General features: G+C 71.3%; 24 protein-coding genes. 19 read left to right on the forward strand and 5 right to left on the reverse strand.

From position 1 onward, the window contains the following. Positions 1–40: 40 nt before the first annotated feature. The 4 genes from ACGFY5_RS17345 to ACGFY5_RS17360 form a co-directional block, all read right to left on the reverse strand. Complete coding sequence (locus ACGFY5_RS17345; protein WP_392720921.1) at positions 41–478, reverse strand: hypothetical protein; 438 nt, start codon at positions 476–478, stop codon at positions 41–43. Further along, on the reverse strand, positions 475–1,308 hold the full coding sequence (locus ACGFY5_RS17350; RefSeq protein ID WP_392722498.1) for a DUF692 domain-containing protein: 834 nt from the start codon (positions 1,306–1,308) through the stop codon (positions 475–477). Before ACGFY5_RS17350 ends, ACGFY5_RS17345 begins: the two co-directional genes overlap by 4 nt. A gap of 2 nt (positions 1,309–1,310) precedes the next feature. After that, complete coding sequence (locus ACGFY5_RS17355) at positions 1,311–2,249, reverse strand: TIGR04222 domain-containing membrane protein (RefSeq protein WP_392720923.1); 939 nt, start codon at positions 2,247–2,249, stop codon at positions 1,311–1,313. 86 nt (positions 2,250–2,335) lie between these two features. Continuing rightward, entirely contained in the window at positions 2,336–4,216 is a 1,881-nt protein-coding gene (locus ACGFY5_RS17360; RefSeq protein ID WP_392720924.1) for an NAD-binding protein, read from the reverse strand. Positions 4,217–4,471: 255 nt separating this feature from the next. Here ACGFY5_RS17360 and ACGFY5_RS17365 point away from each other — a divergent pair, with 255 nt between their 5' ends. The 3 genes from ACGFY5_RS17365 to ACGFY5_RS17375 are packed head-to-tail and all read left to right on the forward strand — an operon-like array spanning position 4,472 to position 8,456. After that, a complete protein-coding gene (locus ACGFY5_RS17365; protein WP_392720925.1) occupies positions 4,472–5,809 on the forward strand; it encodes an ammonium transporter in 1,338 nt (445 codons plus the stop codon). Between the two features lie 6 nt (positions 5,810–5,815). After that, positions 5,816–6,157: a P-II family nitrogen regulator gene (locus ACGFY5_RS17370; RefSeq protein ID WP_392720927.1), complete on the forward strand. Its 342-nt coding sequence runs from the start codon at positions 5,816–5,818 to the stop codon at positions 6,155–6,157. Then, entirely contained in the window at positions 6,147–8,456 is a 2,310-nt protein-coding gene (locus ACGFY5_RS17375) for a [protein-PII] uridylyltransferase (RefSeq protein WP_392720928.1), read from the forward strand. The genes ACGFY5_RS17370 and ACGFY5_RS17375 overlap by 11 nt, the downstream gene beginning before the upstream one ends. On the opposite strand, the gene ACGFY5_RS17380 is transcribed toward ACGFY5_RS17375, so the two are convergent. Next, complete coding sequence (locus tag ACGFY5_RS17380; RefSeq protein WP_392720930.1) at positions 8,449–9,423, reverse strand: GlxA family transcriptional regulator; 975 nt, start codon at positions 9,421–9,423, stop codon at positions 8,449–8,451. The genes ACGFY5_RS17375 and ACGFY5_RS17380 overlap by 8 nt on opposite strands. Positions 9,424–9,485: 62 nt before the next feature. Here ACGFY5_RS17380 and ACGFY5_RS17385 point away from each other — a divergent pair, with 62 nt between their 5' ends. The 16 genes from ACGFY5_RS17385 to ACGFY5_RS17460 all read left to right on the forward strand — a co-directional run. Continuing rightward, the gene (locus ACGFY5_RS17385; RefSeq protein WP_392722499.1) at positions 9,486–10,802 is read left to right on the forward strand and encodes an MFS transporter; all 1,317 of its coding nucleotides are present in this window, start codon (positions 9,486–9,488) and stop codon (positions 10,800–10,802) included. Positions 10,803–10,817: 15 nt separating this feature from the next. After that, positions 10,818–12,365, forward strand: a complete 1,548-nt coding sequence (gene ffh / locus ACGFY5_RS17390; protein ID WP_392720931.1) for a signal recognition particle protein — start codon at positions 10,818–10,820, stop codon at positions 12,363–12,365. Positions 12,366–12,368: 3 nt separating this feature from the next. After that, positions 12,369–12,737, forward strand: a complete 369-nt coding sequence (locus tag ACGFY5_RS17395; protein ID WP_392720933.1) for an NTP pyrophosphohydrolase — start codon at positions 12,369–12,371, stop codon at positions 12,735–12,737. A 90-nt stretch (positions 12,738–12,827) separates the two neighbouring features. Beyond that, positions 12,828–13,901, forward strand: coding sequence for an amidohydrolase family protein (locus ACGFY5_RS17400; protein ID WP_392720935.1), 1,074 nt, complete (start codon positions 12,828–12,830; stop codon positions 13,899–13,901). 66 nt (positions 13,902–13,967) lie between these two features. Next, positions 13,968–15,380, forward strand: a complete 1,413-nt coding sequence (gene proS, locus ACGFY5_RS17405) for a proline--tRNA ligase (protein WP_392720937.1) — start codon at positions 13,968–13,970, stop codon at positions 15,378–15,380. Next, entirely contained in the window at positions 15,380–16,069 is a 690-nt protein-coding gene (locus tag ACGFY5_RS17410) for a DUF402 domain-containing protein (RefSeq protein WP_392720939.1), read from the forward strand. The genes proS and ACGFY5_RS17410 overlap by 1 nt, the downstream gene beginning before the upstream one ends. A gap of 131 nt (positions 16,070–16,200) precedes the next feature. Then, complete coding sequence (rpsP, locus tag ACGFY5_RS17415; protein WP_392720941.1) at positions 16,201–16,632, forward strand: 30S ribosomal protein S16; 432 nt, start codon at positions 16,201–16,203, stop codon at positions 16,630–16,632. Between the two features lies 1 nt (position 16,633). After that, positions 16,634–16,873, forward strand: coding sequence for an RNA-binding protein (locus tag ACGFY5_RS17420; RefSeq protein WP_392720943.1), 240 nt, complete (start codon positions 16,634–16,636; stop codon positions 16,871–16,873). Positions 16,874–16,877: 4 nt separating this feature from the next. Then, a complete protein-coding gene (rimM, locus tag ACGFY5_RS17425) occupies positions 16,878–17,384 on the forward strand; it encodes a ribosome maturation factor RimM (RefSeq protein WP_392720945.1) in 507 nt (168 codons plus the stop codon). Continuing rightward, entirely contained in the window at positions 17,381–18,145 is a 765-nt protein-coding gene (gene trmD, locus ACGFY5_RS17430) for a tRNA (guanosine(37)-N1)-methyltransferase TrmD (RefSeq protein WP_392720946.1), read from the forward strand. The genes rimM and trmD overlap by 4 nt, the downstream gene beginning before the upstream one ends. A 116-nt stretch (positions 18,146–18,261) precedes the next feature. Further along, the gene (rplS, locus tag ACGFY5_RS17435) at positions 18,262–18,618 is read left to right on the forward strand and encodes a 50S ribosomal protein L19 (protein WP_035868675.1); all 357 of its coding nucleotides are present in this window, start codon (positions 18,262–18,264) and stop codon (positions 18,616–18,618) included. A gap of 508 nt (positions 18,619–19,126) precedes the next feature. Continuing rightward, positions 19,127–20,386: a signal peptidase I gene (gene lepB / locus ACGFY5_RS17440; protein ID WP_392720947.1), complete on the forward strand. Its 1,260-nt coding sequence runs from the start codon at positions 19,127–19,129 to the stop codon at positions 20,384–20,386. After that, the gene (gene lepB, locus ACGFY5_RS17445; RefSeq protein ID WP_392720949.1) at positions 20,383–21,000 is read left to right on the forward strand and encodes a signal peptidase I; all 618 of its coding nucleotides are present in this window, start codon (positions 20,383–20,385) and stop codon (positions 20,998–21,000) included. Before lepB (ACGFY5_RS17440) ends, lepB (ACGFY5_RS17445) begins: the two co-directional genes overlap by 4 nt. Next, positions 20,993–21,547 (forward strand): NUDIX domain-containing protein, encoded by a 555-nt coding sequence (locus tag ACGFY5_RS17450; RefSeq protein WP_392720950.1) that lies wholly within the window; start codon positions 20,993–20,995, stop codon positions 21,545–21,547. The genes lepB (ACGFY5_RS17445) and ACGFY5_RS17450 overlap by 8 nt, the downstream gene beginning before the upstream one ends. 46 nt (positions 21,548–21,593) lie before the next feature. Beyond that, a complete protein-coding gene (locus ACGFY5_RS17455; RefSeq protein ID WP_392720952.1) occupies positions 21,594–22,052 on the forward strand; it encodes an NUDIX hydrolase in 459 nt (152 codons plus the stop codon). A gap of 1 nt (position 22,053) precedes the next feature. Beyond that, the coding region (locus ACGFY5_RS17460; RefSeq protein ID WP_392720953.1) for a ribonuclease HII at positions 22,054–22,723 on the forward strand (670 nt) is incomplete at its 3' end.

Consider the following 22,723-nt stretch of genomic DNA (forward strand, 5'->3'; position numbering starts at 1 on the left):
CACTCGCGCCTGGCGGCGCCTCGACACGCAGTGCGCGCGCCTAGCTGCGCTTGAAGGGCCAAGGGCGGCGGCGGACGCTTTGAGTCGGCTTCTCGTGGGCGGCTAGTTCCTCGGCTCCTAGCGGAGGGAGCTCGCCGGTGTCGCGGAGGTGTTGGGCGAAGGCCAGGCCGTCGGCGTGGGAGCCGGCCGGTGCACGGCCGGTGGCCCACTGCACGAACCGTGGCGTGAACGCCGTGCCCAGCGAGCCGGCCAGCAGCGGCCACGCCCTCGCCACCTCCCCGGCCCGCTTGCGCAGCAACGCCCGCCGCGTGGCATCCACCCGCCCTACGTCGAAGCCCGGCGGCAACGCCCCACCCGCGACGAGCGCCGCCACCAGTTCCGCCTGCGCCGCAGCCAGTTCCGCCACCCCCGCCGCCACCTCGGCGGCGCCCTCCTGCGCCTGCGCGCCCTGCGCGGGGGGCGCGGGACGGGGGGTCATCGGGGGGCCGTCGCGCGGGTGGCTGCCGTCACGGCGGTGGTGATGGCGGCTAGTTCGGTGTGCAGGACCGCGGAGGGGGGATAGTCGCCGTCTCGTTCCAGGAGCCAGCCGGCCGGTGTGGCCCGTTCGGCGAGGACGGTCACCAGGTCGAGCACCGGCTGGGGCACGGCGTCCGTGTGGGTGTCGTGGTAGAGGCCCTCGTGCTCACGCCCGCCCGCGACGTGCACGTACGCAACCCGGTCGAGCGGCAATCGGTCGAGCAGCGCGATCGGATCCTCCCCGCGGTTCCGTGCGTTCGCGTACACGTTCGCGACGTCGAGCAGCAGCATCGCGCCGGTGCGGTCGAGCACCGCGTTGAGGAAATCCGCTTCGTCGTACTCGTCGTCCGGCCAGTCGAACAGCGCGGCGATCGGTTCCAGCGCGAGCGGCACCCCGCCGAGTCCGTCGACAGTGCGCGCGTAGTTCGCCGTCAGCGCGTCCACCGCAGCCCGGGTGCGCGGCACCGGCAGCAGGTGCCCGGCCTCCACGTCCCCGGCACGCACGAATGCGATGTGCTCGCTGACCAGCGGCGCTTCGAGCAACGCCGCACACTCCGCGAGGTGCCGCACCCGCTCCGGCGTAACCGGCTCGGCACCGCCGAGCGAGAGCCGCACCCCGTGCGGCACCAGCGTCACCCCACGCTCGCGAAGCGTCGCCAGCGGACCGGACAGCGGCACGTGCGTGTGGACGCCCTCCGCGACGACCTCGCAGAACCGCAGATCGGGCAGCTCGGCAACCACCCCCGCAATCTCCGGCCGCCACCCGATCCCGACCCCCAACTCAGGCAGCACGCTCATCCGCCGCACCCGCCACCGCCGCCGCAGCTCGAGCCGCTGCTGCAGCTGGAGCCGGAGCTGCAGGACGACGAGCTGCTGCACGACGACGACGTGGAGGAGCCGCTGTCACCGCCCCCGGACGACGCGGCTGCCTGGCGTCGCAGCTCCGCCTCGGCGGCGAACGCCGGGTCGGCGGCGTAGAGCGACGCCACCCCGAACAGCGCGACACCCATCGCCGCGCCACCCGCGCCGTACGCCCCCCATGACGGGCTGTACTCGGGCTTGAGGTGATCGTTGCGCGCGATCTCCTGGTGGAGCGCACGCTTGCCCGCCCCGGTCTGGGTCGGCGCACCCCGCACGGCGAACGCGATCTGAATGACGACCAGCGCGATCAACAGCACCGTGAGGTAACCGACCGGCCGGTTGTTCTCGACACCGGTCCACCACCGCGCCGCTCCCACCGCGATCACGGCCAGCGGCAGCAGCCCCAGCAGGCGATAGAGCGTGCGCTGAACGTCGTCCAGCACCAGCCCGTCGCGCTGCAGGCCCTTGCGCACATCGGCGAGTGCCGCCTTCACCCGGCGGTCGGCCGCGATCTGGTACACGTGCCGCTGGCGGTCGGTGATGGTGCGGTACACCGCGTTCTCCACCGGGTGCAGACCCTTCGCAGTGGCACCGTTGGCCTTGACGCCACCACCGGACGCCGCGGTGACCAGGTGCCGCGAGCGCAGCCCGGCGATCGCGGACTGCACGACCAGCAGCGGACCCCCGGCGAGTAACGCCAGCGCGAACGGGTCGGACTGCGGCAGCAGGTTCTCCGTGGCCGGGCCACGGGCGACCCCGCGACGCAGCAGGATCGTCAACCAGATCACCACACCGGCGAGCACGACGTACCCGATCAGGAACGTCTGGCCAGGAATGCCCCAAGTGTCACCAGGGGCAGCGATAACGCGCATCGGGCACCTCCTCGTCCATCCTGGGTCCGAGAATCGCAGGCCCCACCGACAATCCGCTCGTCCGTGTCGCCGGAACGACACCAGCGTCAATCGATGCCGAAGAATCCCCGCCCCGACTGCCACCGTCCGGCGAGGCGCGCGGACACGGGGGTGAAGCGGCGCCGGGCCGGTGCGCCGCGCACCACGGACACGCCCGGCCGGTCTTCCGGGACGTCGCTGGTGGCCCCGGTACGTAACAGGACGTCGGCCAGCCCCGAGCGCGTGGCCACGAGTAGGAGCGTGTCGCCGGCCACCACGGCCGCCTCCGGATCCGGGTTCCATTTGAGCGTCCGCCAGCGTTCGCCGTCCCGGACGTGCCCGAACACCCGCACCCGGCCGGCCTGCTCCAGCTCGCCCAGCGGCTTGCCTTCCGCCGGGCTGCCGGCGCCGACCGGCGCCTCGGCGACCAGCAGCACGTTACGGCCGTGCCCGATCGCGGCCTTGACCTCACGGCCGAGGATCGCGGCGAGGAACACCGGCGCGGCCGCCGCCGAGACCGACAGCGAGACGGCCTGCGGCAACGCTCCGGTGATGCGATCGGACAGGTCCTGGTCGAACAGCCGGAGGACGATCCGCAGGTTCTGGTCCATCGCCCAGACCGCGAGCCCCACCTCGACGTTCGCCACGTCGTCGTCGGTGGCGGCGACGACGCTCCGGGCCCGGTCCGCCCGCGCCGCGCGCAGGGTGTGCTCGTCGCTGGCGTCGCCCCGCAGCACGGGGACGCCCAGCCGGCGGGCGACGGCCGCCACCGCGGCGTCCGGATCCGTGTCGATGCCCACGACGGGGATGTCGGCCGCCCGCAGCTGCTCCACCATGCGGAGGCCGACAGTGCCCAGCCCGCACACGACGACGTGGTCCGACGTGCGGCCCACCGACGGGCCGAGCGCCCCGGAGAGTCGGCTGCCCAGCAGGTCGTCGACCGCGAACGCGGTGATCAGCGCGATCAGCACGACACCGGCCAGCATCGACCCGGCGACGAACAGCGTCACCGCGGCGCCGGCTCGCTCGATGCCGTCGGGTGCGCCGGTCGTCAGCGTCGAGACCATGCCGTACAGCGAGTCGAGCCAGCTCAACCCCAGGTCTTCCCGGAGCACGACCGAACCGACCCCGACCAGCACCGACAGGCCGGCGAGCGTCCAGCGAAGGCGCGCGCTGGCCCAGCGGGTGACCCCACCGGGCCAGCGCATCCGCCGTCGACGACGAGTCGGCGTGGGAACCGGCACCGCCGGTTCGCCGAGCACCAGCTCCGCGTCCGGGGCTCCGCGGGCGGGGAGCAGCACCGCGCCGTCCGGGGTACCCGCGTCGGTCCGGGCGAGGACGACGATCGGATGGCCGGCGATCGTCGACGGCGGCCCGGCGTTGAGCGTCTTGCCGCCGATCTCGATCAGCTGCTGACCGTCGCCGAGCGCGGCGTCCACGAACGACGGCGCGGCGATCAGCGACGAGGACAGCACCGTGCAGTCGCGGCCGAACAGTTCCTCGACCCGGGCCGCGAGTTTCTCATCGAACATTCGGATCACCAGCCGGATGCCGGGCTGCAGCTCACGGGCGGCCAGCGCGGCGTGGAGGTTCGCGACGTCGTCGTCGGTGAGCAGTACCAGCGCGGACGCCGTCCCGACCCCGGCGGCCTCGAGCACCGTCTTGTCCCGGCCGGACCCGGTCCGGATCGTGGCGCCGGACCGTCGGAGGTGCGACACGAACGGGCCGTTCAGATCCGGAACGACGACCGTCACCCAGCCGGACGCTCCACCGGACGGAGGGTCCCCGGCCGCCGGCCGACGCTGGACCCGCGCCGCGGTCCGCCGACTGATGCTCCCGGTGTCGACGTCCTCCAGTTTCGCGAGTTCCTCGACCAGCCGAGCGGCCAGCGCGTCGGACCCGACGAGGACGATCGGCGGGTGTGAGCGGGCTAACGCCGGCTGGCTCATCGAGGCGTCCTCTAGGGGGGAACAGTGGGCGTCATGCCCGGGATGGTACGGATTTCTGCAGGTCAGCGTGCCGCGAGGTGAAATCCGCGGAGGGAAGAGTTAACTGCGAAGAAACAGAGCGTCACGAGCCAGAAACTCCTTCGAACGGCCGTCGAAACGTCGTCGCAGCACGCTGGCCCCGACGCACGGCGAAGGGTTACCCGGCCCTGGTGCCCTGCGGTGACCCCCACATCTTTGTTCCTCGGAAGGAGGGGCATGGAAATCAACTCCGGCGATACCGCTTGGATTCTCGCCAGCAGCGCCCTCGTCTTGCTCATGACTCCGGGTCTCGCGCTTTTCTACGGCGGCATGACCCGGGCCAAGAGCGTGCTCAACATGATGATGATGAGCTTCGGCGCGCTCGGGCTCGTTTCCGTCCTGTGGATGCTCTACGGCTACTCGCTCGCCTTCGATGACGACGCTTTCGGCGGCCTCGTCGGCGGCCTGGGCAAGATCGGCCTGAAGGGCACGCTCACCGGGGTCTCCGGCACCCTGCCCGAGACTGTCTTCGCCTCCTTCCAGCTGATGTTCGCGGTGATCACCGTCGCGCTGGTCTCCGGTGCGATCGCGGACCGCGCGAAGTTCGGCGCGTGGATGGTCTTCGCCGGGGTCTGGGCCACGCTGGTCTACTTCCCGGTCGCCCACTGGGTGTTCGCGTTCGACACCGACACCACCAAGGGTGGCTGGATCGCCAACCAGCTCGGCGCGCTCGACTTCGCCGGTGGAACCGCGGTCCACATCAACGCCGGTGCGGCCGGCCTGGCGCTCGCGCTGGTGCTCGGCAAGCGCAAGGGCTGGCCGCGCGAGAGCTTCAAGCCCCACAACCTGCCGCTGGTCCTGCTCGGCGCCGGCATGCTGTGGTTCGGCTGGTTCGGCTTCAACGCCGGTTCGGCCGTCGCCGCCAACAACACCGCGGGTATCGCGTTCATCAACACGCAGGTCGCCACCGCTGCCGCGGTGCTGTCCTGGCTGGTCGTGGAGAAGGTCCGCGACAAGCACGCCACCACGCTGGGTGGGGCGTCGGGTGCGGTCGCCGGTCTGGTCGCCATCACCCCCGCCTGTGGCTCGATCAACCCGCTCGGTGCGCTGATCGTCGGCCTGCTGGCCGGTGCGGTCTGTGCCCTCGCCGTCGGTCTCAAGTACCGCCTGGGCTTCGACGACTCGCTCGACGTCGTCGGTGTGCACCTGGTCGGCGGTCTGGCCGGCTCGCTGCTGATCGGTCTGCTCGCCACCGACACCGTCGTGGCTGACACCAACGGCCTCTTCTACGGCGGCGGCCTCGGACTGCTCGGTAAGCAGTTCGTCGCCTCCTTCGCGGTGCTGGCCTACTCCTTCATCCTCACGTACATCATCGGCTTCATCATCAACAAGACGATGGGCTTCCGGGTGGACGAGGAGGCGGAGATCACGGGCATCGACACCGCGGTCCACGCCGAGTCGGCGTACGACTTCGTGTCGGGCAGCAGCATCCGCTCGGGCGCGGTCGGGGGTCCGGCTCCGGCTGGTATCAACGACCAGAGCGTCCGCGAAGCGGCTCCGGCCGGTAAGGAGTAGAGCCCGATGGCCAAGCTGGTCACCGCAGTCATCAAGCCTTTCAAGCTGGAGGACGTCAAGGGCGCCCTCTCCGCGCTGGGCATCGCCGGCCTCACGGTCTCCGAGGTCCAGGGATACGGACGGCAGAAGGGCCACACAGAGGTCTACCGTGGCGCCGAGTACCAGGTCGACTTCGTGCCGAAGGTGCGCATCGAGGTCCTGGTCGACGACATCGACGCCGCCAAGGTCGTGGACGCACTGGTCGCGGCCGCCCGCACCGGGAAGATCGGTGACGGCAAGGTGTGGGTCACCTCGATCGACGAGGTGATCCGGGTCCGTACCGGCGAGCGCGGACTCGATGCCCTCTGACCGGCACCTCGGAGGCAACCTGAACGGACCGGCCGGGTCGCACGACGACCCGGCCGGCCGGCAGGCTCCGTGGGGGGCGGCCGGTCCGCCCTCTCGCGCCCAGCTCTCCGACACGCTCGACCGCTGGCTGGCGGGCTTGTTGCCGCCGGTCGCGGGGGTAGCCCTGGTCGCCGTCGGCAGCCTGGGCCGCCGCGAGGTCGTCGCCCACAGCGACGTCGATCTCGTCCTTCTCCACACCGGACACCCGCGGATCTCCGAGATCGCCGAGTCGGTCTGGTACCCGATCTGGGACTCACCGGTCGGTCTCGACCACGCGGTCCGCACCGTCGACGAGGCGGTTTCGGTGGCTCGCAGCGACGTCAAGGCGGCGCTGGGTCTGCTCGATGCCAGGTACGTGGCGGGGGACCGTGCACTGGCCGACGAGCTCGCCGCCGCCGTCCGCGCCGCGTGGCGGGCCAGCCCGGCCGGTTGGCTGGGGGAGCTGCGCGACCTCACCGAGGCGCGCTGGCGCACGGCCGGTGAGCTGGCGTTCCTCCTCGAACCCGACCTGAAGGAAGCCCGCGGCGGCATCCGGGACGCGGTCACGCTCCGCGCGCTGGCCTACGCCCAGCTCGTGGACGCCCCCAGGGGAAGCGTCCGCGACGCCTACCGGCTGCTGCTGGACACCCGCGATGCGCTGCACCGCTCGGCCGACCGGGCGCTCGACCGGCTGTTGTTGGCCGAACAGGACGCCGTCTCCGCCGCGTTGAACTACACCGATGCCGACGCCCTGCTGCACGCCGTCGCTGACGCGGCGCGCACTGTCGCCTACGCCAGTGACACGGCCTGGCGGCAGGTCGACGGGCTACTGAGCAAGCGGCGGCGGTGGCCGATCCGGCGTCGCAACACGGTCAACCGGCGTCCGCTCGCGGACGGCGTCGTCGAGCAGAACGGCGAGGTCGTGCTGGCCCGGGGCGTCGATCCGGCGCTGGACGTCGTGCTGCCGCTGCGGTTCGCCGCGGCATCGGCGATCGCGAACATCCCGCCGGCGCGCTCGGCGCTGGAACGGCTCGCGGTGGCGGCTCCACCGCTGCCCGACGTGTGGCCGGAAACCGCGCTGCAGGCGCTGGTCGCACTCCTCGGCGCCGGTGAGCCGGCGATCAACGTCTGGGAGGCGTGCGACCGGCACGGCATGGTCGAGAAGTGGCTGCCCGAGTGGGGCCGGGTCCGCTCGCTGCCGCAGCGCAACGCGTTGCACCGCTACACCGTCGACCGGCACCTGGTGGCCGCGGCGGTCGCGGCAGCGCCGCTGGCCCGGCGGGTCGCCCGCCCGGACCTGCTGCTGATCGGCGCCCTGCTGCACGACATCGGCAAGGGCCTCCCGGGGGACCACTCCGAGGTCGGCGCCGAAATCGCCGGCGGCATCGCGGTGCGGCTCGGGCTGTCGACGGAGGACACCGACCGGCTGGTGCGGCTGGTGCGCTACCACCTGCTGCTGCCCGACACCGCGACCCGGCGGGACCTGGACGACCCGGCGACGCTCGAGGTCGTGGCCGACGCGGTCGGGCACGACGGCGTGCTGCTCGACGTGCTGCACGCACTCACCGAGTCGGACGCCTCGGCGACCGGCCCGGCCGCGTGGAGCAGCTGGAAAGCCGGGCTGGTCAGTGACCTGGTAAAGCGCGTACACGTACTCATCGGGCAGGGGGCGGCGCCGGTGGCGCGTCCGCGCCCGGCGGAAGTGTTCGCAGCGGCTGAGCCCCGCCCCGGCCCGGACGAATGCACCGTGACCGTCCACGGCGACGAGGTCGCAGTAGTCGGCGGTGTCGACGTCCGACACCTGCTCAGCCGCACCGCCGGCATCTGCGCCCTGCACCGCCTCGACGTCTACGCGGCCGACGCGGGCACGTTCGACGGCCACCCCGTCGTCGTCGTGCGCGCAGCGCCGCGGTTCGGGCGGCTGCCGGATCCCGCCCTGCTCGCCGCCGACCTGCGTCGGGCCGTGGCCGGGAACTACGACGTCTCGGGCGCGCTGGCCAAGCGCGAGGCCGAGGCCCGCGAGGGTCGTGACGCGGCACCGCCGCAGGTCAGCTGGCTCCCGGACGCGTCGACCGAGGCAACGGTGCTCGAACTGCGCGCTGAGGATCGACGCGGGCTGCTCCACGACGTCACGGCAGCGCTGGAGGAGTCCGGCGCGATCGTGCGCGGCGCGCGGGTCAGCACGTTCGGCTCCGCCGTGGTGGACGCGTTCTACCTGATCGGGAGCGACCTGGCACGCGACGAGATCGGCAAAGCGGTGCTGACGGCGGCGGTCAGCTAGCGCGGAACGTCCGGCGGTACGCGCCGGGGGAGGTGCCGACCGACGTCGCGAAATGCGAACGCAGCGACGCGGTCGTCCCGAACCCGGCCCGGTGGGCGATCCGATCGACCGACAGGTCGGTCTCCTCGAGCAGGTGCCGGGCCCGCTCGATCCGGTGCGCGGTGAGCCACGTGCCCGGTGCCTGCCCGGTCTCCTGGCGGAACCGCCGGGTGAACGTCCGCACGCTCATCCCGGCGTGTGCGGCCATCTTCGCCAGGTCGAGCGGCTCGTCCAGGTGCTCCAGCGCCCACGCCCGGGTCGGCCCGGTCGAGGCGTCGGAGACCGCGGGCATCGGCCGCTCGACGAACTGCGCCTGCCCACCGTCGCGCCACGGCGGCGCCACGCACCTCCGGGCAGCCCGGTTCGCGACCTCGCTGCCCTGGTCCCGCCGGACCAGGTGCAGGCACAGGTCGATCCCGGCGGCCACCCCCGCGGAACTCGCGATGATCCCTTCGTCGATGAACAACACGTCCGGGTCGAGCGTCACCTGCGGGTACCGCGCCCGGAACGGTTCCGCCCACAACCAGTGGGTGGTGGCCCGCCTGCCGTCCAGCAGGCCGGTCGCGGCCAGAACAAAAGCTCCGGTACAGATCGACGCCACCCGCGCGCCGCGCGAGGCGGCTGCCCGGAGTGCATCCAGTACCTCGGCGGGGAACTGGCGCGACCCGGCGGTCGCACCGCGGATGCCGGGGATGAGCACGGTGTCCGCCGTCTCGAGCTCCTCGAGCCCGTATCTGGGCTGGATCGCGTACCCGGCCGTCGTCTCCACCGGTGCCGTTCCGGGTGAGCACACGTGGACGCTGTAGAGCTTCTCGCCGTCGCGCTCGGCGGCGCCGAACACCTGACCCGGAATACCGACGTCGAACGGCACCGCGTCGTCGAGCGCGAGCACGGCGATCCGGTGGCGCCCGGAGTCACTGAAGGCCATGGCCGAATTCTTGCACATGGTGTCCTTCGGGCCACTGGTTCGCGCCGGAGGCGTCAGCGAAGCTGGTTGCCGTGGTCAACACTGCTGTGCCGTCCAAGCGGCGGCTCCATCGCGCCTGGCTCGTCGCCGGCGTCGCGTTCATCGCGCTGGTCGGCGCCGCCGCGTTCCGCGCCGCGCCGAGCGTCCTGATCCTGCCGTTGCAGGAGGAGTTCGGCTGGTCGACGGCCGACATCTCGCTCGCCGTCACCGTGAACCTGGTGCTCTTCGGCCTCACGGCCCCGTTCGCGGCCGCGCTGATCCAGAAGATCGGCTTGCGCTGGGTCACCACGGCCGCGCTGCTGCTGGTGGCGATCGGTGCGGCCGCCACCGTCGGGATGACGTCGCGCTGGCAGCTCGTGCTCTGCTGGGGTGTCCTGGTCGGGCTCGGCACCGGCTCGATGGCGCTGGTGTTCGCCGCGTCGGTGGCCGACCGCTGGTTCGTCGCCCGCCGCGGCCTGGTGGTCGGCGTCCTCACCGCCGGCAGCGCCACCGGCCAGCTGATCTTCCTGCCGCCGGTGGCCGCGCTGGCCGACTCCCAGGGCTGGCGCGCCGCGTCGCTGGCCGTCGCAGCGTGTGCCCTCGCGGTGGTGCCGCTCGTCATCTTCTTCCTGCGTGACCAGCCGGAGGACGTCGGGCTGACCCGGTACGGCAGCGACGAACCGAGCCCCGCGCGGCCGTCCGGTGGAGCTGCGCGGTCCGCGTTCAGTGGCCTCGCGCTCGGCGTCCGCAGCGGTACGTTCTGGCTTCTGGTGGGTGGGTTCGCGATCTGCGGAGCGTCGTCCAACGGGTTGGTGGGAACCCACCTCGTACCGGCGGCGCACGACCACGGCCTGCCCACGACGGCGGCGGCGAGCCTGCTGGCGGTGATCGGGATCTTCGACATCGTCGGGACGATCGCGTCGGGCTGGCTGACCGACCGCTACGACCCGCGGCTGCTCCTGCTGGCCTACTACGGGCTGCGCGGTGCGTCGTTGCTGCTGCTGCCCGCGTTGCTGCCGTCGCTCGGGCACGGCGTGGGGCCGACGATGCTGCTGTTCATCGTGTTCTACGGGTTGGACTGGGTGGCCACCGTGCCGCCGACCGTCGCGCTCTGCCGGCAGGCGTTCGGTGACCGCGCGCCCGTCGTCTTCGGCTGGGTGTTCGCGTCCCACCAGCTCGGAGCCGCCCTGATGGCGACCGGAGCGGGCTGGATCCGCGACACGTTCGGCACCTACACACCCGCCTGGTACGCGGCCGGAGCGCTGTGCCTTCTCGCCGCGACCCTGTCGGTCGGCGTCGGTCGTGGTAGTCGTGCGGCTACGCTCAAGGGGACTGTGCCTTCACTGGCCGCCGCTAGTTGACCCTCGTGAGGACCGATGTTCGACACGCTTTCCGACCGGCTCTCCGCCGTCTTCACTTCGCTCCGGTCGAAGGGGCGGCTCACCGATGCCGACCTCGACAAGTCCATGCGGGAAATCCGGGTGGCGCTGCTCGAGGCGGACGTCGCGCTTCCGGTCGTGAAGGCGTTCATCCAGTCGGTCAAGAACCGGGCCCGCGGGTCCGAGGTGCACCAGGCGCTCAACCCGGCGCAGCAGATCATCAAGATCGTCAACGAGGAGCTCATCGGCATCCTCGGCGGGGAGACCCGTCGGCTGCGGTACGCCAAGAACCCGCCGACGGTCATCCTGCTCGCGGGTCTGCAGGGTGCCGGTAAGACGACGCTCGCCGGAAAGCTGACGCTCTGGCTGCGCAAACAGGGGCACACGCCGCTGCTGGTCGCCGCCGACCTCCAGCGCCCGAACGCGGTGCAGCAGCTGCAGGTGGTCGGGCAGCGTGCCGAGGTCGAGGTGTACGCGCCGGAGCCCGGCAGCGGCGTCGGTGACCCGGTGAAGGTCGCCCGGGACTCGATCGAGTTCGCCAAGCGGCAGCAGCACGACATCGTCGTGGTCGACACCGCGGGTCGCCTCGGTATCGACGCCGACATGATGGCGCAGGCCGTCGCGATCCGCGACGCGGTCAACCCCGACGAGATCCTGTTCGTCGTCGACGCGATGGTCGGTCAGGACGCGGTCAACACCGCCCAGGCGTTCAAGGACGGCGTCGGGTTCGACGGCGTCGTGCTGACCAAGCTGGACGGTGACGCCCGCGGTGGTGCCGCGCTCTCGGTGCGGCACATCACCGGCGAGCCGATCATGTTCGCGTCGTCCGGTGAGAAGCTCGAGGACTTCGACGTCTTCCACCCCGACCGGATGGCCTCGCGCATCCTCGGCATGGGCGACGTGCTGACGCTCATCGAGCAGGCCGAGACGGTCTTCGACGCCGAGCAGCAGCAGCGCATGACCGACAAGATGCTCGGCGAGGGTGACTTCACGCTCGACGACTTCCTCGAGCAGATGCTCGCGGTCAAGAAGATGGGTCCGATCCAGAACGTGCTCGGGATGCTGCCCGGCATGAACCAGATGAAGGGCCAGCTCGACCAGCTCGACGACAAGCACTTCGACCGCATCACCGCGGTGATCCGGTCGATGACGCCGCTCGAGCGCCAGGACCCGAAGCTGATCAACGGGTCGCGGCGGCTGCGGATCGCGAACGGGTCCGGCACCACGGTGACCGACGTGAACCAGCTGGTGGAGCGGTTCTTCGAGGCGCGCAAGATGATGCGCCAGATGTCGAGCCAGTTCGGGTTCGGCGGCGGGGGCGCGCGTCGGGGCTCTTCCAAGAAGGGCAAGGGCAAGAAGGGGCGCAAGGGCGGGGGCGGTGGCGGTGGTCGGCCGCGTCAGCAGCTCCCCGGGGGGATGCCCGCGTTGCCGCCGGGATTCCCCGGGGCGGCGCCGCCGGCGGCCGAGCCGCAGCAGCAGCCCGACGGGCTGCCGGGTGGGTTCGAGATGCCGAAGATCGACTTCTCGAAGCTGCCGAAGAAGTAGGCCTTGGCCACGCTGGTCGTCGACGGCGCGAACGTCGTCGGCTCGGTGCCGGACGGGTGGTGGAAGGATCGTCGCGGAGCCGCCGAGCGCCTCCGCGACGCACTCGCGCCGGTGGCCGGCTCCGGGCTGCCCGGCGTCGTGCCCGGGCCGGTGCGCGTCGTGCTCGTCGTGGAGGGCGCGGCCCGCGGGGTGACCGGCGTCCCCGGAGTCGAGGTCGTGTCCGCCCCGGGCTCCGGCGACGACACGATCGTGTCCGTCACCGCCGGGGCGGAACCCCCGGTGGTGGTGGTCACCGCCGACCGCGCTCTCCGCGCACGGGTCCGCGCGGTCGGCGCCGAGGCCGTGGGTCCCTCGTCAATTCCACGACGCTAAGCGCCGCGCCGCGGGGGCGCGGGGGCGGAGCCCCCCGGGGGCGGCCCCCTTTCCGCCCGCCCGCCGGAGGCGGCGGGCAGAATCGCCCTCGTGGCACTTCATCTGCGGGGCGTGGTACTGCCGGACGACGTCGAGCGGGACGTCTGGATCGTCGGGGACCGGTTGACGTTCGAGCCGGTCGCGGACGCGAAGACCGTGGCGGACGGTGGCTTCCTGCTACCGGGGCTCGTCGACGCGCACTGCCACCCGGGCATCGCACCGGGGGGTGCGGTCACCGAGGTCGCCGAAGCCAAGCGACTCGCGCTGATCGACCGCGACGCCGGCGTGCTCACGATCCGCGACGCGGGCTCACCCCTGGACTACCGCGAACTCGACGACGACCCCGACATGCCGCGCCTCATCCGCGCCGGACGTCACCTCGCGCCGCACCGCCGCTACATGCCGGGCCTCGCGATCGAGTGTGAGCCGTCCGAACTGGCAGCGGCCGCCGCCGTCCAGGCCAAGGCGGGCAACGGCTGGATCAAGCTCGTCGGCGACTGGATCGACCGCGGCGCGGGCGACCTCGGCCCCACCTACGACGATGCCACGCTCGCCGCAGCAGTCGCGGCTGCCCACGACGCGGGCGCCCGCGTCGCGGTGCACACCTTCAGCGAGGACGCCCTGCCGGGACTGATCGCGGCCGGGGTCGACTCGATCGAGCACGGCACCGGCCTCTCGCTCGACCTGGTCGACACGATGGCGCGGAACCGCATCGCGCTGGTGCCCACGATGACGAACATCCTGACGTTCGGCACGATCGCCGACCAGGCCCAGCCGAAGTTCCCCGGCTACGCCGACCACATGCGGCGCCTGCAGGCCGGCTTCCCCGACGTCGTGCGCGCCGCGTACGAGGCGGGCGTGCCGATCTACGTGGGGACCGACGCCGGTGGGGGCGTGGACCACGGGCTCGCCGCGGGGGAGATGCTCCTGCTCGCCGACGCCGGAATGGCGCCCATCGACGTCCTCGCCGCCGGCTCCTGGGGCGCCCGCCAGTGGCTCGGCCTCCCCACCATCGAGGAAGGCGCCCTCGCCGACCTCACCGTCTACCCCGAAGATCCCCGCGCCGACCTCCGCGTGCTCCGAGCCCCGTCCCGCATCGTGCTCCGAGGCCGAGTCATCGCCTGATCGCGCGGCCGGTGCGCCGGTTACTCGGTCACGGTCCGTGGGCGACACGCCCTAGGATGTGTGCCCATGGCTAAGGCTCCCGTGCTCACCCCTCAGGCTGAGGACTTTCCCCGTTGGTACCAGGACGTGATCGCGAAGGCCGAACTGGCCGACAACGGGCCGGTCCGCGGCACGATGGTGATCCGACCGACCGGGTACGCGCTGTGGGAGCGGATGCAGCGCGAGATGGACGACCGGATCAAGGTCGCCGGTGCGCAGAACGCGTACTTCCCGCTGTTCATCCCGGAGTCCTACCTCCGCAAGGAGGCCGAGCACGTCGAGGGCTTCAGCCCCGAGCTCGCCGTCGTCACGCACGCGGGCGGCAAGCAGCTCGAGGAGCCGGTCGTGGTGCGCCCCACGTCCGAGACGATCATCAACGCGTCGTTCTCCAAGTGGGTGCAGTCGTACCGCGACCTGCCGCTGCTCGTGAACGCCTGGGCGAACGTCGTGCGCTGGGAGATGCGCCCGCGGGTGTTCCTGCGCACCACCGAGTTCCTCTGGCAGGAGGGCCACACCTGCCACGCCACGCAGGAGGACGCCCGCTCCTACGCCCGGCAGATCCTGCACGAGGCCTACGAGGACTTCATGGTCAACGTGATGGCGATGCCGGTCGTCGTCGGCCGCAAGACCGCCAAGGAACGCTTCGCGGGCGCGATCAACACGCTCACGCTCGAAGGCATGATGCGCGACGGCAAGGCCCTGCAGATGGGCACCAGCCACGAGCTCGGCCAGAACTTCGCCAAGGCGTTCGACGTGCAGTACCTCTCCGCCGAGGGCCAGCGCGAGTACGTCTGGCAGACGTCCTGGGGCACGTCCACCCGCATGGTCGGTGGCCTGATCATGGGCCACGGCGACGACAACGGGCTGCGGCTGCCGCCCCGCCTGGCGCCCACTCAGGTCGTCGTCATGGTCGTGAAGGACGGCGAGGGAGTCGGGGAGTCGGCCGCGAAGCTCGTCGCGGAGTTGCGCGGAGCGGGCGTGCGTGTGGTCCTGGACGACCGCACCGACACGCCGTTCGGGCGCCGCGCGGTCGACGCCGAGCTCAAGGGCGTTCCCGTGCGGATTGAGATCGGGCCGCGCGACCTGGCTGAGGGCAACGTGACGGTCGTTCGACGGATCCCGGGGTCGAAGACCCCGACGGCGCTCGGCAGCGTCGCCACGGCGGTCTCCACCGCGCTGGTGGAAGACCAGCAGGCGCTGTACGACGAGGCGCTCGCCCGCCGGGAGTCTCGCACGACGGATGTGAGCACGGTCGAGGACGCCGCTGCGGCGGCTGCCACCGGCTGGGCGCGGATCCCGTGGTCGGCCCTGATCGACGGGGGCGAGAACCGGCTGGCTCAGGACGCGATCACGGTCCGGTGCCTGATCCGGCCCGACGGGTCGGTGCCGGAGTCCGACGACGAGCCGGGCGTGCTCGCGATCGTGGGCCGGTCCTACTGATGTTCTTCGAACGTGGCCGAACCGCACTGGTCCGGCACTGCCGCGGTGGAATCGTGCAGGGTGTCCGGCCGTGCGTCGTGGTCGACGACGGGCCGGACGGCACGTTGCTCTGGCTGCCCAAGGACACCCCGATGCGGATCTCGTTGTTCGCCGACGACCGGCCGGTGCGGGACGTGCCGCTCGCGGAGCGGTTCACCCGGGAGTGGCACACCGGGCCGGGCGTCTGGACCGGTACCAGCGCGCTGGAGTGGATCCCACCGGGCGCGTCCTGGCACACCGTGTACTGGTTCTTCGACGGCGCGGGCCGGTTCCGCAACTGGTACGTGAACGTGGAGACCCCGCCGGTGCGGTGGAGGCACGGTTTCGACTCCGACGATCTGGAGCTCGACGTCGTCATCGCACCGGACCGGTCGTGCGTGCTCAAGGACGAGGACGAGCTCGAAGCGGCGGTCGAGGCCGGCGACATCCCGACGCGGGTGGCCGACCGCACCCGGCTGGAGGCGGCGAAGGCGATCGACGCCGCTACCGCGGGCCGGCCGCCGTTCGACGGCTGGCTGACCGACTTCCGCCCGGACCCGTCCTGGGTGGCTCCGACGCTGCTCCCGGAGTGGGAGAACCCGGTCGTTTCGATCTCCGCCGAGATGCTCCTGAGCCGATTCGGCTCATCGCCGGCGGATCTGGCAGAATAGGCGGCTGAACTGACCACCGTGTGGGCCCTCTATCCCACCCACGGTGTTCGGTCCGCCGGGTCGGCGCACCATACGTCCCCACGTGGCGTCGGCGGCCCACTTCGTACCGAAACCCAGGAGCATCCACACCAGTGGCCACCAAGATCAAGTTGCTGCGTCTCGGCAAGATTCGCGCGCCGCACTACCGCATCGTCGTCGCCGACGCCCGCACCAAGCGTGACGGCCGTGTCATCGAGACGATCGGCAAGTACCACCCCAAGGAAGACCCGAGCTTCATCGAGGTCGACGGCGAGCGGGCGCAGTACTGGCTCGGCGTCGGCGCCCAGCCCACCGAGGCCGTCGCCGCGATCCTGCGGGTCACCGGCGACTGGCAGAAGCACAAGGGCGAGCCGGCTCCGCCGCCCATGAAGGTCGCGGCTCCCAAGCGCGACAAGAAGGAGCTCTTCAACGAGGTCGCGCGCGCCTCCGCCGACGGTGCGCCGGTCGCTGACGCGACCACCCCGAAGAAGAAGGCCGCGAAGAAGGCCGACGCCGACGACGCCACGGCCGCGTCGGAGTCCTGACGTGGTCTTGCCCGCAGCGCTGGAACACCTCGTCCGCGGCATCGTCGACAACCCGGACGACGTCCGGGTCGATCTGGTGCACGGTCGCCGCGGCAAGGTGCTCGAGGTTCGGGTCCACCCGGAGGATCTCGGCAAGGTGATCGGCCGGGGTGGCCGCACCGCGAAGGCCCTGCGCCAGGTCGTCACCGGTATCGGTGGCCGCGGCGTCCGGGTCGACGTGGTCGAAACCGACGCGCGCTGACACCATGCAGCTCGTAGTGGGGCGGATCGGGCGTGCCCACGGCATCCGTGGGGACGTCCTGGTCGAGGTACGCACGGACGAGCCCGATGAGCGGTTCGCGGCGGGGTCGGTGCTGGTCACCGACCCTGCCGACGCCGGTCCGCTCACGGTTGCCGACGCCCGCTGGCACTCCGGCAAGCTCGTCGTCCGCTTCGCGGACGTCCAGGACCGGAACGATGCGGAGAAGCTCCGCGGTCTGCTGCTCGTCGTCGATTCCGACGATCTGGCGCCGTCCGACGATCCCGACGAGTTCCACGACTACGAGCTCGTGGGGCTGGCCGTGGTCGGCACTGACGGGGCGTCGTTCGGATCGGTGGTCGACGTGGTGCACTCCGCCGCGGGCGAGCTCCTGGTCTTCAAATACCAGGGCGCCGAGCGGCTGGTGCCGTTCGTCCGGGAGTTCGTGCCGACCGTCGACGTGCCGGGTGGCCGGGTCGTCATCGATCCGCCGGAGGGGCTGTTCGACCTGTGAAGATCGACGTGGTTTCGATCTTCCCGGGTTATCTGGCCCCGCTGCGGGAGTCGCTGATCGGCAAGGCCGTCGACCGGGGCGTCATCGAGCTCGGTGTGCACGACCTGCGGCAGTGGACGTACGACGTCCACCGCACGGTGGACGACTCGCCGTACGGCGGCGGGCCGGGGATGCTGATGCGTCCGGAGCCGTGGGGTCAGGCGTTGGACACGCTGGCGCCGGTGGGCGCGGCGCAGCCGCGCCTGGTGGTGCCGACGCCGGCCGGGCGGCCGTTCACGCAGGCGCTCGCGCACGAACTGGCGGCCGAACCGTGGCTGATGTTCGCGTGCGGACGCTACGAGGGCATCGACTCGCGGGTGGTGTCGTACGCCGCGGACCGGATGGTGGTCGACGAGGTCAGCCTCGGCGACTACGTGCTGGCCGGCGGCGAGGTGGCCGTGCTCGTGATCGTGGAGGCCGTCGGTCGGCTGTTGCCGGGCGTCCTCGGGAACGTGGCCTCGCACGAGCAGGACTCGTTCTCCGACGGTTTGCTCGAGGGGCCGGCGTACACGCGTCCGGAGGTCTGGCGGGACCGTCCGGTGCCCGACGTACTGCTCTCCGGGCACCACGCGGCGATCGCGCGGTGGCGGCGGGACGAATCGCTGCGGCGTACGGCTGCCCGGCGTCCGGAGTTGCTGTCGTCGGTTCTGCTGGACAAAGCGGACCTTGCGGTGCTCGACGAGGCCGGGTTTCCGGTTCGCTCGAAAGATGTGGCACAGTAGGAGAGTTGCCGCTGACGGCTGAGCCGTTTCAGCGTGCCTGAGTTTCTTCACCGTCTACGGTTCCCGCCTCGCGGGCGCGTGCAGGCGGTCCGACGACGAGGAAAGTGAAGACCGCGATGAACACCCTGGATGAACTGGACGCCGCTAGCCTGCGTTCCGACATCCCGGCCTTCCGGCCCGGCGACACCCTGAAGGTGCACGTCCGGGTCGTCGAGGGCAACCGGTCCCGCATCCAGGTCTTCCAGGGTGCGGTCATCCGTCGGCAGGGCACCGGCTCGCGCGAGACCTTCACGGTCCGCAAGGTGAGCTTCGGTGTCGGCGTCGAGCGGACGTTCCCGGTGCACACTCCGGTGATCGAGAAGATCGAGGTCGTGACCCGCGGTGACGTGCGTCGCGCCAAGCTCTACTACCTCCGTGGTCTGCGCGGCAAGGCCGCCAAGATCAAGGAGAAGCGCGAGACCACGGCCGGCTGAGTCGGCTGAGACTTACGCTTAGCGCGTGACAGCACCCGAGAGGTTCGGTCGCTCCGATCCTGGAGCGTCCGAACCGACGGGTCTCGACGAGTTGGCGCGCCGTCGGCTCGGACGTCGGCCACGTGCTGATCCGGCGTATCCGCCTGCTTCACCACTGGACGGCTCGGGCTCGCTCATTCTGCCCGGCCGTCCTTTGCCGTCCGCGCGGCCGCCCGCCGATCCCGTCCGCGACAGCGGCGAACTTTACGACGGTTCGGGCCGTGATTCCGGTGTGGCACGAATGGGCGGCGTGGAGCAGGTACCGGTCGATCGGCATGGTCGGCCTGTTCGGGGGCGGTTGCTTCCGACCGAGGGAGAGCCACGTCCCCGCCCCGCCGATCCCCGCTCCGGCTCGCGCCGCCCCGCCGATTCGCGCTCCAACGATCCCCGCTCGGCCGACCCCCGGTCCGTACATCCGCGGTCGGTGGACCCGCGCTCGGCCGACCCGCGCTCGGTGGATCCCCGCGCGGTGGACCCGCGCTCAGTCGATCCCCGCGCGGCGGACCCGCGCTCGGTCGATCCCCGGGCGGCGCACCCGCGTTCAGTCGATCCGCGTTCGGCGGATCCTCGGGCAGCCGGTCCTGCGTACGGCGAGCCGCGGTACGAGGAATCTCGGTACGGCGATCCGCGGTACGGCGACGCGGGTCACGTCGATCAGCGATACGCGGATCAGGCGTACGCGGATCCTCGGTCTCCGGAGCCGCAGCGGTACCCGGAGGAACAGCGGTATGCCGCGGAGCCGGAGCCGCAGCGGTACGTCGAGGAGCAGCGGTACGCGGCGGAAGAGGACTCCGCGTACTACCGGAAGACGTACGGCAGCAGCCGGACCTCGAGCGCGGCAGCCTCGGCCGGCCGGCACCGAGCGGGCGCCCGCCCCTACGCCCGCAGCACCAGTAGCGGCCGCCGCCGCACCCTCCCGCTCTGGCAGGAGATCCCACTCCTCCTCATCATCGCGTTCGTCCTCGCCACCGTGATCAAGACCTTCGTCGTCCAGGCGTTCTACATCCCCTCCGGGTCAATGGAGAACACCCTGCTGGTCAGCGACCGCGTCCTGGTCAACAAGTTCGTCTACGACACGCGCGAACCCCGCCGCGGCGAGGTCGTCGTCTTCCGCGGCACCGACTCCTGGGTGCCGGAGAACGGCGTCCCGCAGAACACCGGCACGCTCGCCACCGCGGGCCGGATGCTCGGCGGACTCATCGGCGCCGCCCCACCCGACGAGAAGGACTTCGTCAAACGCGTGATCGGCACCGGCGGCGACGTCGTGCAGTGCTGCGACAAGGACGGTCGCGTCGAGGTCAACGGCATGCCGCTCGTCGAGCCGTACATCTTCGAGGACGACCCGATCAACGAGCGCCCGTTCGGGCCGGTCACGGTGCCCGCGGGCCGCCTGTTCATGATGGGCGACCACCGATCGAGGTCCGCCGACTCCCGCGTGTACCTGAGCGACCAATGGCGCGGCACGATCCCGGTGGATGCGGTGATCGGTCAGGCCTACGCGACGGCTTGGCCGGCGTCGAGATGGGGCTTGTTGCAGGAGCCGGACACGTTCAGCAACGTACCGACTGCACTGGGTGAGAAACCCCACACCGTGGCGCGCCCGGCCGGAGCGACAGCGCTCCTGGTGCTTCCCGTCCTGTTCGGGCCCTTCGGGTTGCTCTGGTCTCGTACGCCCCTCGGGTGGCTGTTGCGCCCAGATTCGCGCCGACGCCGTAGGCTGCGCTGGTGATGCCCGAGACCTCCCGTCGGAAACAGCGATCCTTCTGGGTCGAGCTCCCGATCCTCCTCCTCGTAGCGGTCATCGTCGCCGTACTGGTTCGGACGTTTCTGGTACAGACGTTCTATATCCCGTCCGGCTCGATGGAGACCACGCTCCTCATCAATGACCGCGTTCTGGTCAACAAAATGGTTTACCGCTTCCGGGAGCCACGCCGGGGCGAAGTAGTCGTCTTCGTGCCGCCGAAGCAGTGGGACGCCGGCCCGGCCAAGGACGACTACATCAAGCGTGTGGTCGGTGTCGGTGGCGACAAGATCGTCTGCTGCGATTCCTCCGGGCGGATCACGATCAACGGCAAGGTGCTGCAGGAGGATTACCTCTTCGAGGACGACGTCCCGTCCGCGCAGCCGTTCGACGTCTCCGTGCCGACCGGTCGGCTGTTCGTGCTGGGCGACCACCGGTCCTCGTCCGCGGACTCACGGTTCCACACGGATTACCAGTCCGGCACGATTCCCGTCGATGCCGTCGTCGGTCGAGCATTTGTGATCTTCTGGCCGTTCAGTCATGTGGGGACGCTTTCGGTGCCAAAGGGGTATGAGGCGATCCCGGCGCCGTCTGGTGGCTGACGCCTCCTGGGAGTTGCCGCTCGCCGCAGGTGACGAGGAGCCGCCCGGTGCGCCACCGCGTCCGTGGCGGCTCTCCGGCCGGCTGCTGGTCCTCGACCCGATCGACCGGTTGCTGCTGATCCGGGCGCGGGATCCGGAGTATCCGGAGCTCGGGGAGTGGTGGGAGGTTCCGGGCGGCGGTGTCGACCCGGGCGAGGACACGGTTGCGGCCGCTCTGCGCGAGGTGCGTGAGGAGACGGGTGTGGCGATCGAGACCTCGGCCGTGGTTCCCACTGCGGTGTGGTGGTCGGAGGTCACGTATCTGTGGCTCGGGCGGCGGCGGTGGTCGCGGCAGGCGATCCACCTGGCTCGTCCCCCGGTGACACCGGAAAAGGTCGCCGACCTCGCCTACACGCCCGACGAAGGTGCGACGTTCCTCGGTGCCGACTGGATACCGGTCGCGGGCCTGAACGAGCTTCCCCGGACATTTCCTGACGGAATAGCTCAGACGCTGCCTCGTCTGCTGGCGGGCGACGTCGTCGACACGGGCTTCGCGGTCTGGTGCTGACTCCTCGCCGCACGGAAGCGCGGACAGCGGATACGCTCGGCTACCGATGACTGAAGTGAGTGCACGGCGGGCCGCCCGGGTTCTGGTACTCGACGGCAGCACGGTGCTGTTGTTCCGCTGCAGCAGCGCACACCGGCCGGAAGACGGGCCCTGGTGGATCAGTCCGGGTGGTGGCCTGGAGTCGGACGAGGACGTGCGTTCCGGTGCGGTGCGTGAGCTCGCCGAGGAAACCGGTCTGGTCGTGGCCCCCACCGATTTCGAGGGGCCGGTCTTCGAGGAAGTCGTCGAGTACCCGACGGCGACCGGGACCCAGCGTCAGACGCAGCAGTACTTCGTACTGCGCCGCGGCGGGTTCGAGATCGACCGACAGGCCCAGACCGAGTGGGAACGGCAGTTCATGGGCGAGGCACGGTGGTGGAGCAGCGCCGAACTGCGCGCGGCGACCGAAACGGTCTACCCTCCGAACCTCGCCGATCTGCTCGACGACCTCGTGAAGGAGGCGTGACGTGCTCGTCCCCCCGCGCGCGGTGGTCCGCCGCGACGCTGGTCTCTACGCGCTCGAACGTACGCTGCGCCGGCGCGGTTTCGCCCGTGTCGCCGGTGCCGACGAGGCGGGGCGCGGTGCGTGCGCCGGCCCGCTCGTGGTCGCGGCCGCCGTGCTGCCGGCCAGTGCACGCGGCGAGGTGCCCGGCCTGGCCGACTCCAAGCTGCTCACCCCGGCGGCCCGCGATCGGGTCTACGACGAGGTGCTCGAGCGCGCCGAGTCGTACTCGGTGGTGATCGTGCCGGCGGCAGAGGTGGACGCCCGGGGGCTGCACCGCAGCAACGTGGACGCGATGCGCCGGGCGCTCGAGCAGCTGACCGTGCGCCCGGACTACATGCTCACCGACGGGTTCGGTGTCGCCGGTCTGGGGCTGCCCGGGCTGGCGGTCTGGAAGGGCGACCGGGTGGCGGCGTGCATCGCGGCCGCCTCGGTTCTGGCGAAGGTCACCAGGGACCGGATCATGACGTCCCTGCACGAGACCTATCCGAGTTACGACTTCGCACAGCACAAGGGATATGTGACCGCGGCGCACGCCGAGGCTCTGGCCGTTCACGGTCCGTGCCCGGAGCACCGGATGTCGTACGCGAACGTCGCGGCGGCGGCTGGTGCGGCTCGAAAGCCGAACACAGTGG

This window comes from Cryptosporangium sp. NPDC048952 (genome assembly GCF_043197895.1).
Lineage (GTDB): Bacteria > Actinomycetota > Actinomycetes > Mycobacteriales > Cryptosporangiaceae > Cryptosporangium.

What these genes read in the sequence shown, in the direction of transcription:
- ACGFY5_RS17345 (WP_392720921.1), bottom strand. Translation starts at nt 478, where the DNA reads ATGACCCCCCGTCCCGCGCCCCCCGCGCAGGGCGCGCAGGCGCAGGAG.
- ACGFY5_RS17355 (WP_392720923.1), bottom strand. Translation starts at nt 2,249, where the DNA reads ATGCGCGTTATCGCTGCCCCTGGTGACACTTGGGGCATTCCTGGCCAG.
- ACGFY5_RS17360 (WP_392720924.1), bottom strand. Translation starts at nt 4,216, where the DNA reads ATGAGCCAGCCGGCGTTAGCCCGCTCACACCCGCCGATCGTCCTCGTC.
- ACGFY5_RS17365 (WP_392720925.1), top strand. Translation starts at nt 4,472, where the DNA reads ATGGAAATCAACTCCGGCGATACCGCTTGGATTCTCGCCAGCAGCGCC.
- ACGFY5_RS17370 (WP_392720927.1), top strand. Translation starts at nt 5,816, where the DNA reads ATGGCCAAGCTGGTCACCGCAGTCATCAAGCCTTTCAAGCTGGAGGAC.
- ACGFY5_RS17375 (WP_392720928.1), top strand. Translation starts at nt 6,147, where the DNA reads ATGCCCTCTGACCGGCACCTCGGAGGCAACCTGAACGGACCGGCCGGG.
- ACGFY5_RS17380 (WP_392720930.1), bottom strand. Translation starts at nt 9,423, where the DNA reads ATGGCCTTCAGTGACTCCGGGCGCCACCGGATCGCCGTGCTCGCGCTC.
- ffh (WP_392720931.1), top strand. Translation starts at nt 10,818, where the DNA reads ATGTTCGACACGCTTTCCGACCGGCTCTCCGCCGTCTTCACTTCGCTC.
- proS (WP_392720937.1), top strand. Translation starts at nt 13,968, where the DNA reads ATGGCTAAGGCTCCCGTGCTCACCCCTCAGGCTGAGGACTTTCCCCGT.
- ACGFY5_RS17410 (WP_392720939.1), top strand. Translation starts at nt 15,380, where the DNA reads ATGTTCTTCGAACGTGGCCGAACCGCACTGGTCCGGCACTGCCGCGGT.
- rimM (WP_392720945.1), top strand. Translation starts at nt 16,878, where the DNA reads ATGCAGCTCGTAGTGGGGCGGATCGGGCGTGCCCACGGCATCCGTGGG.
- rplS (WP_035868675.1), top strand. Translation starts at nt 18,262, where the DNA reads ATGAACACCCTGGATGAACTGGACGCCGCTAGCCTGCGTTCCGACATC.
- ACGFY5_RS17455 (WP_392720952.1), top strand. Translation starts at nt 21,594, where the DNA reads ATGACTGAAGTGAGTGCACGGCGGGCCGCCCGGGTTCTGGTACTCGAC.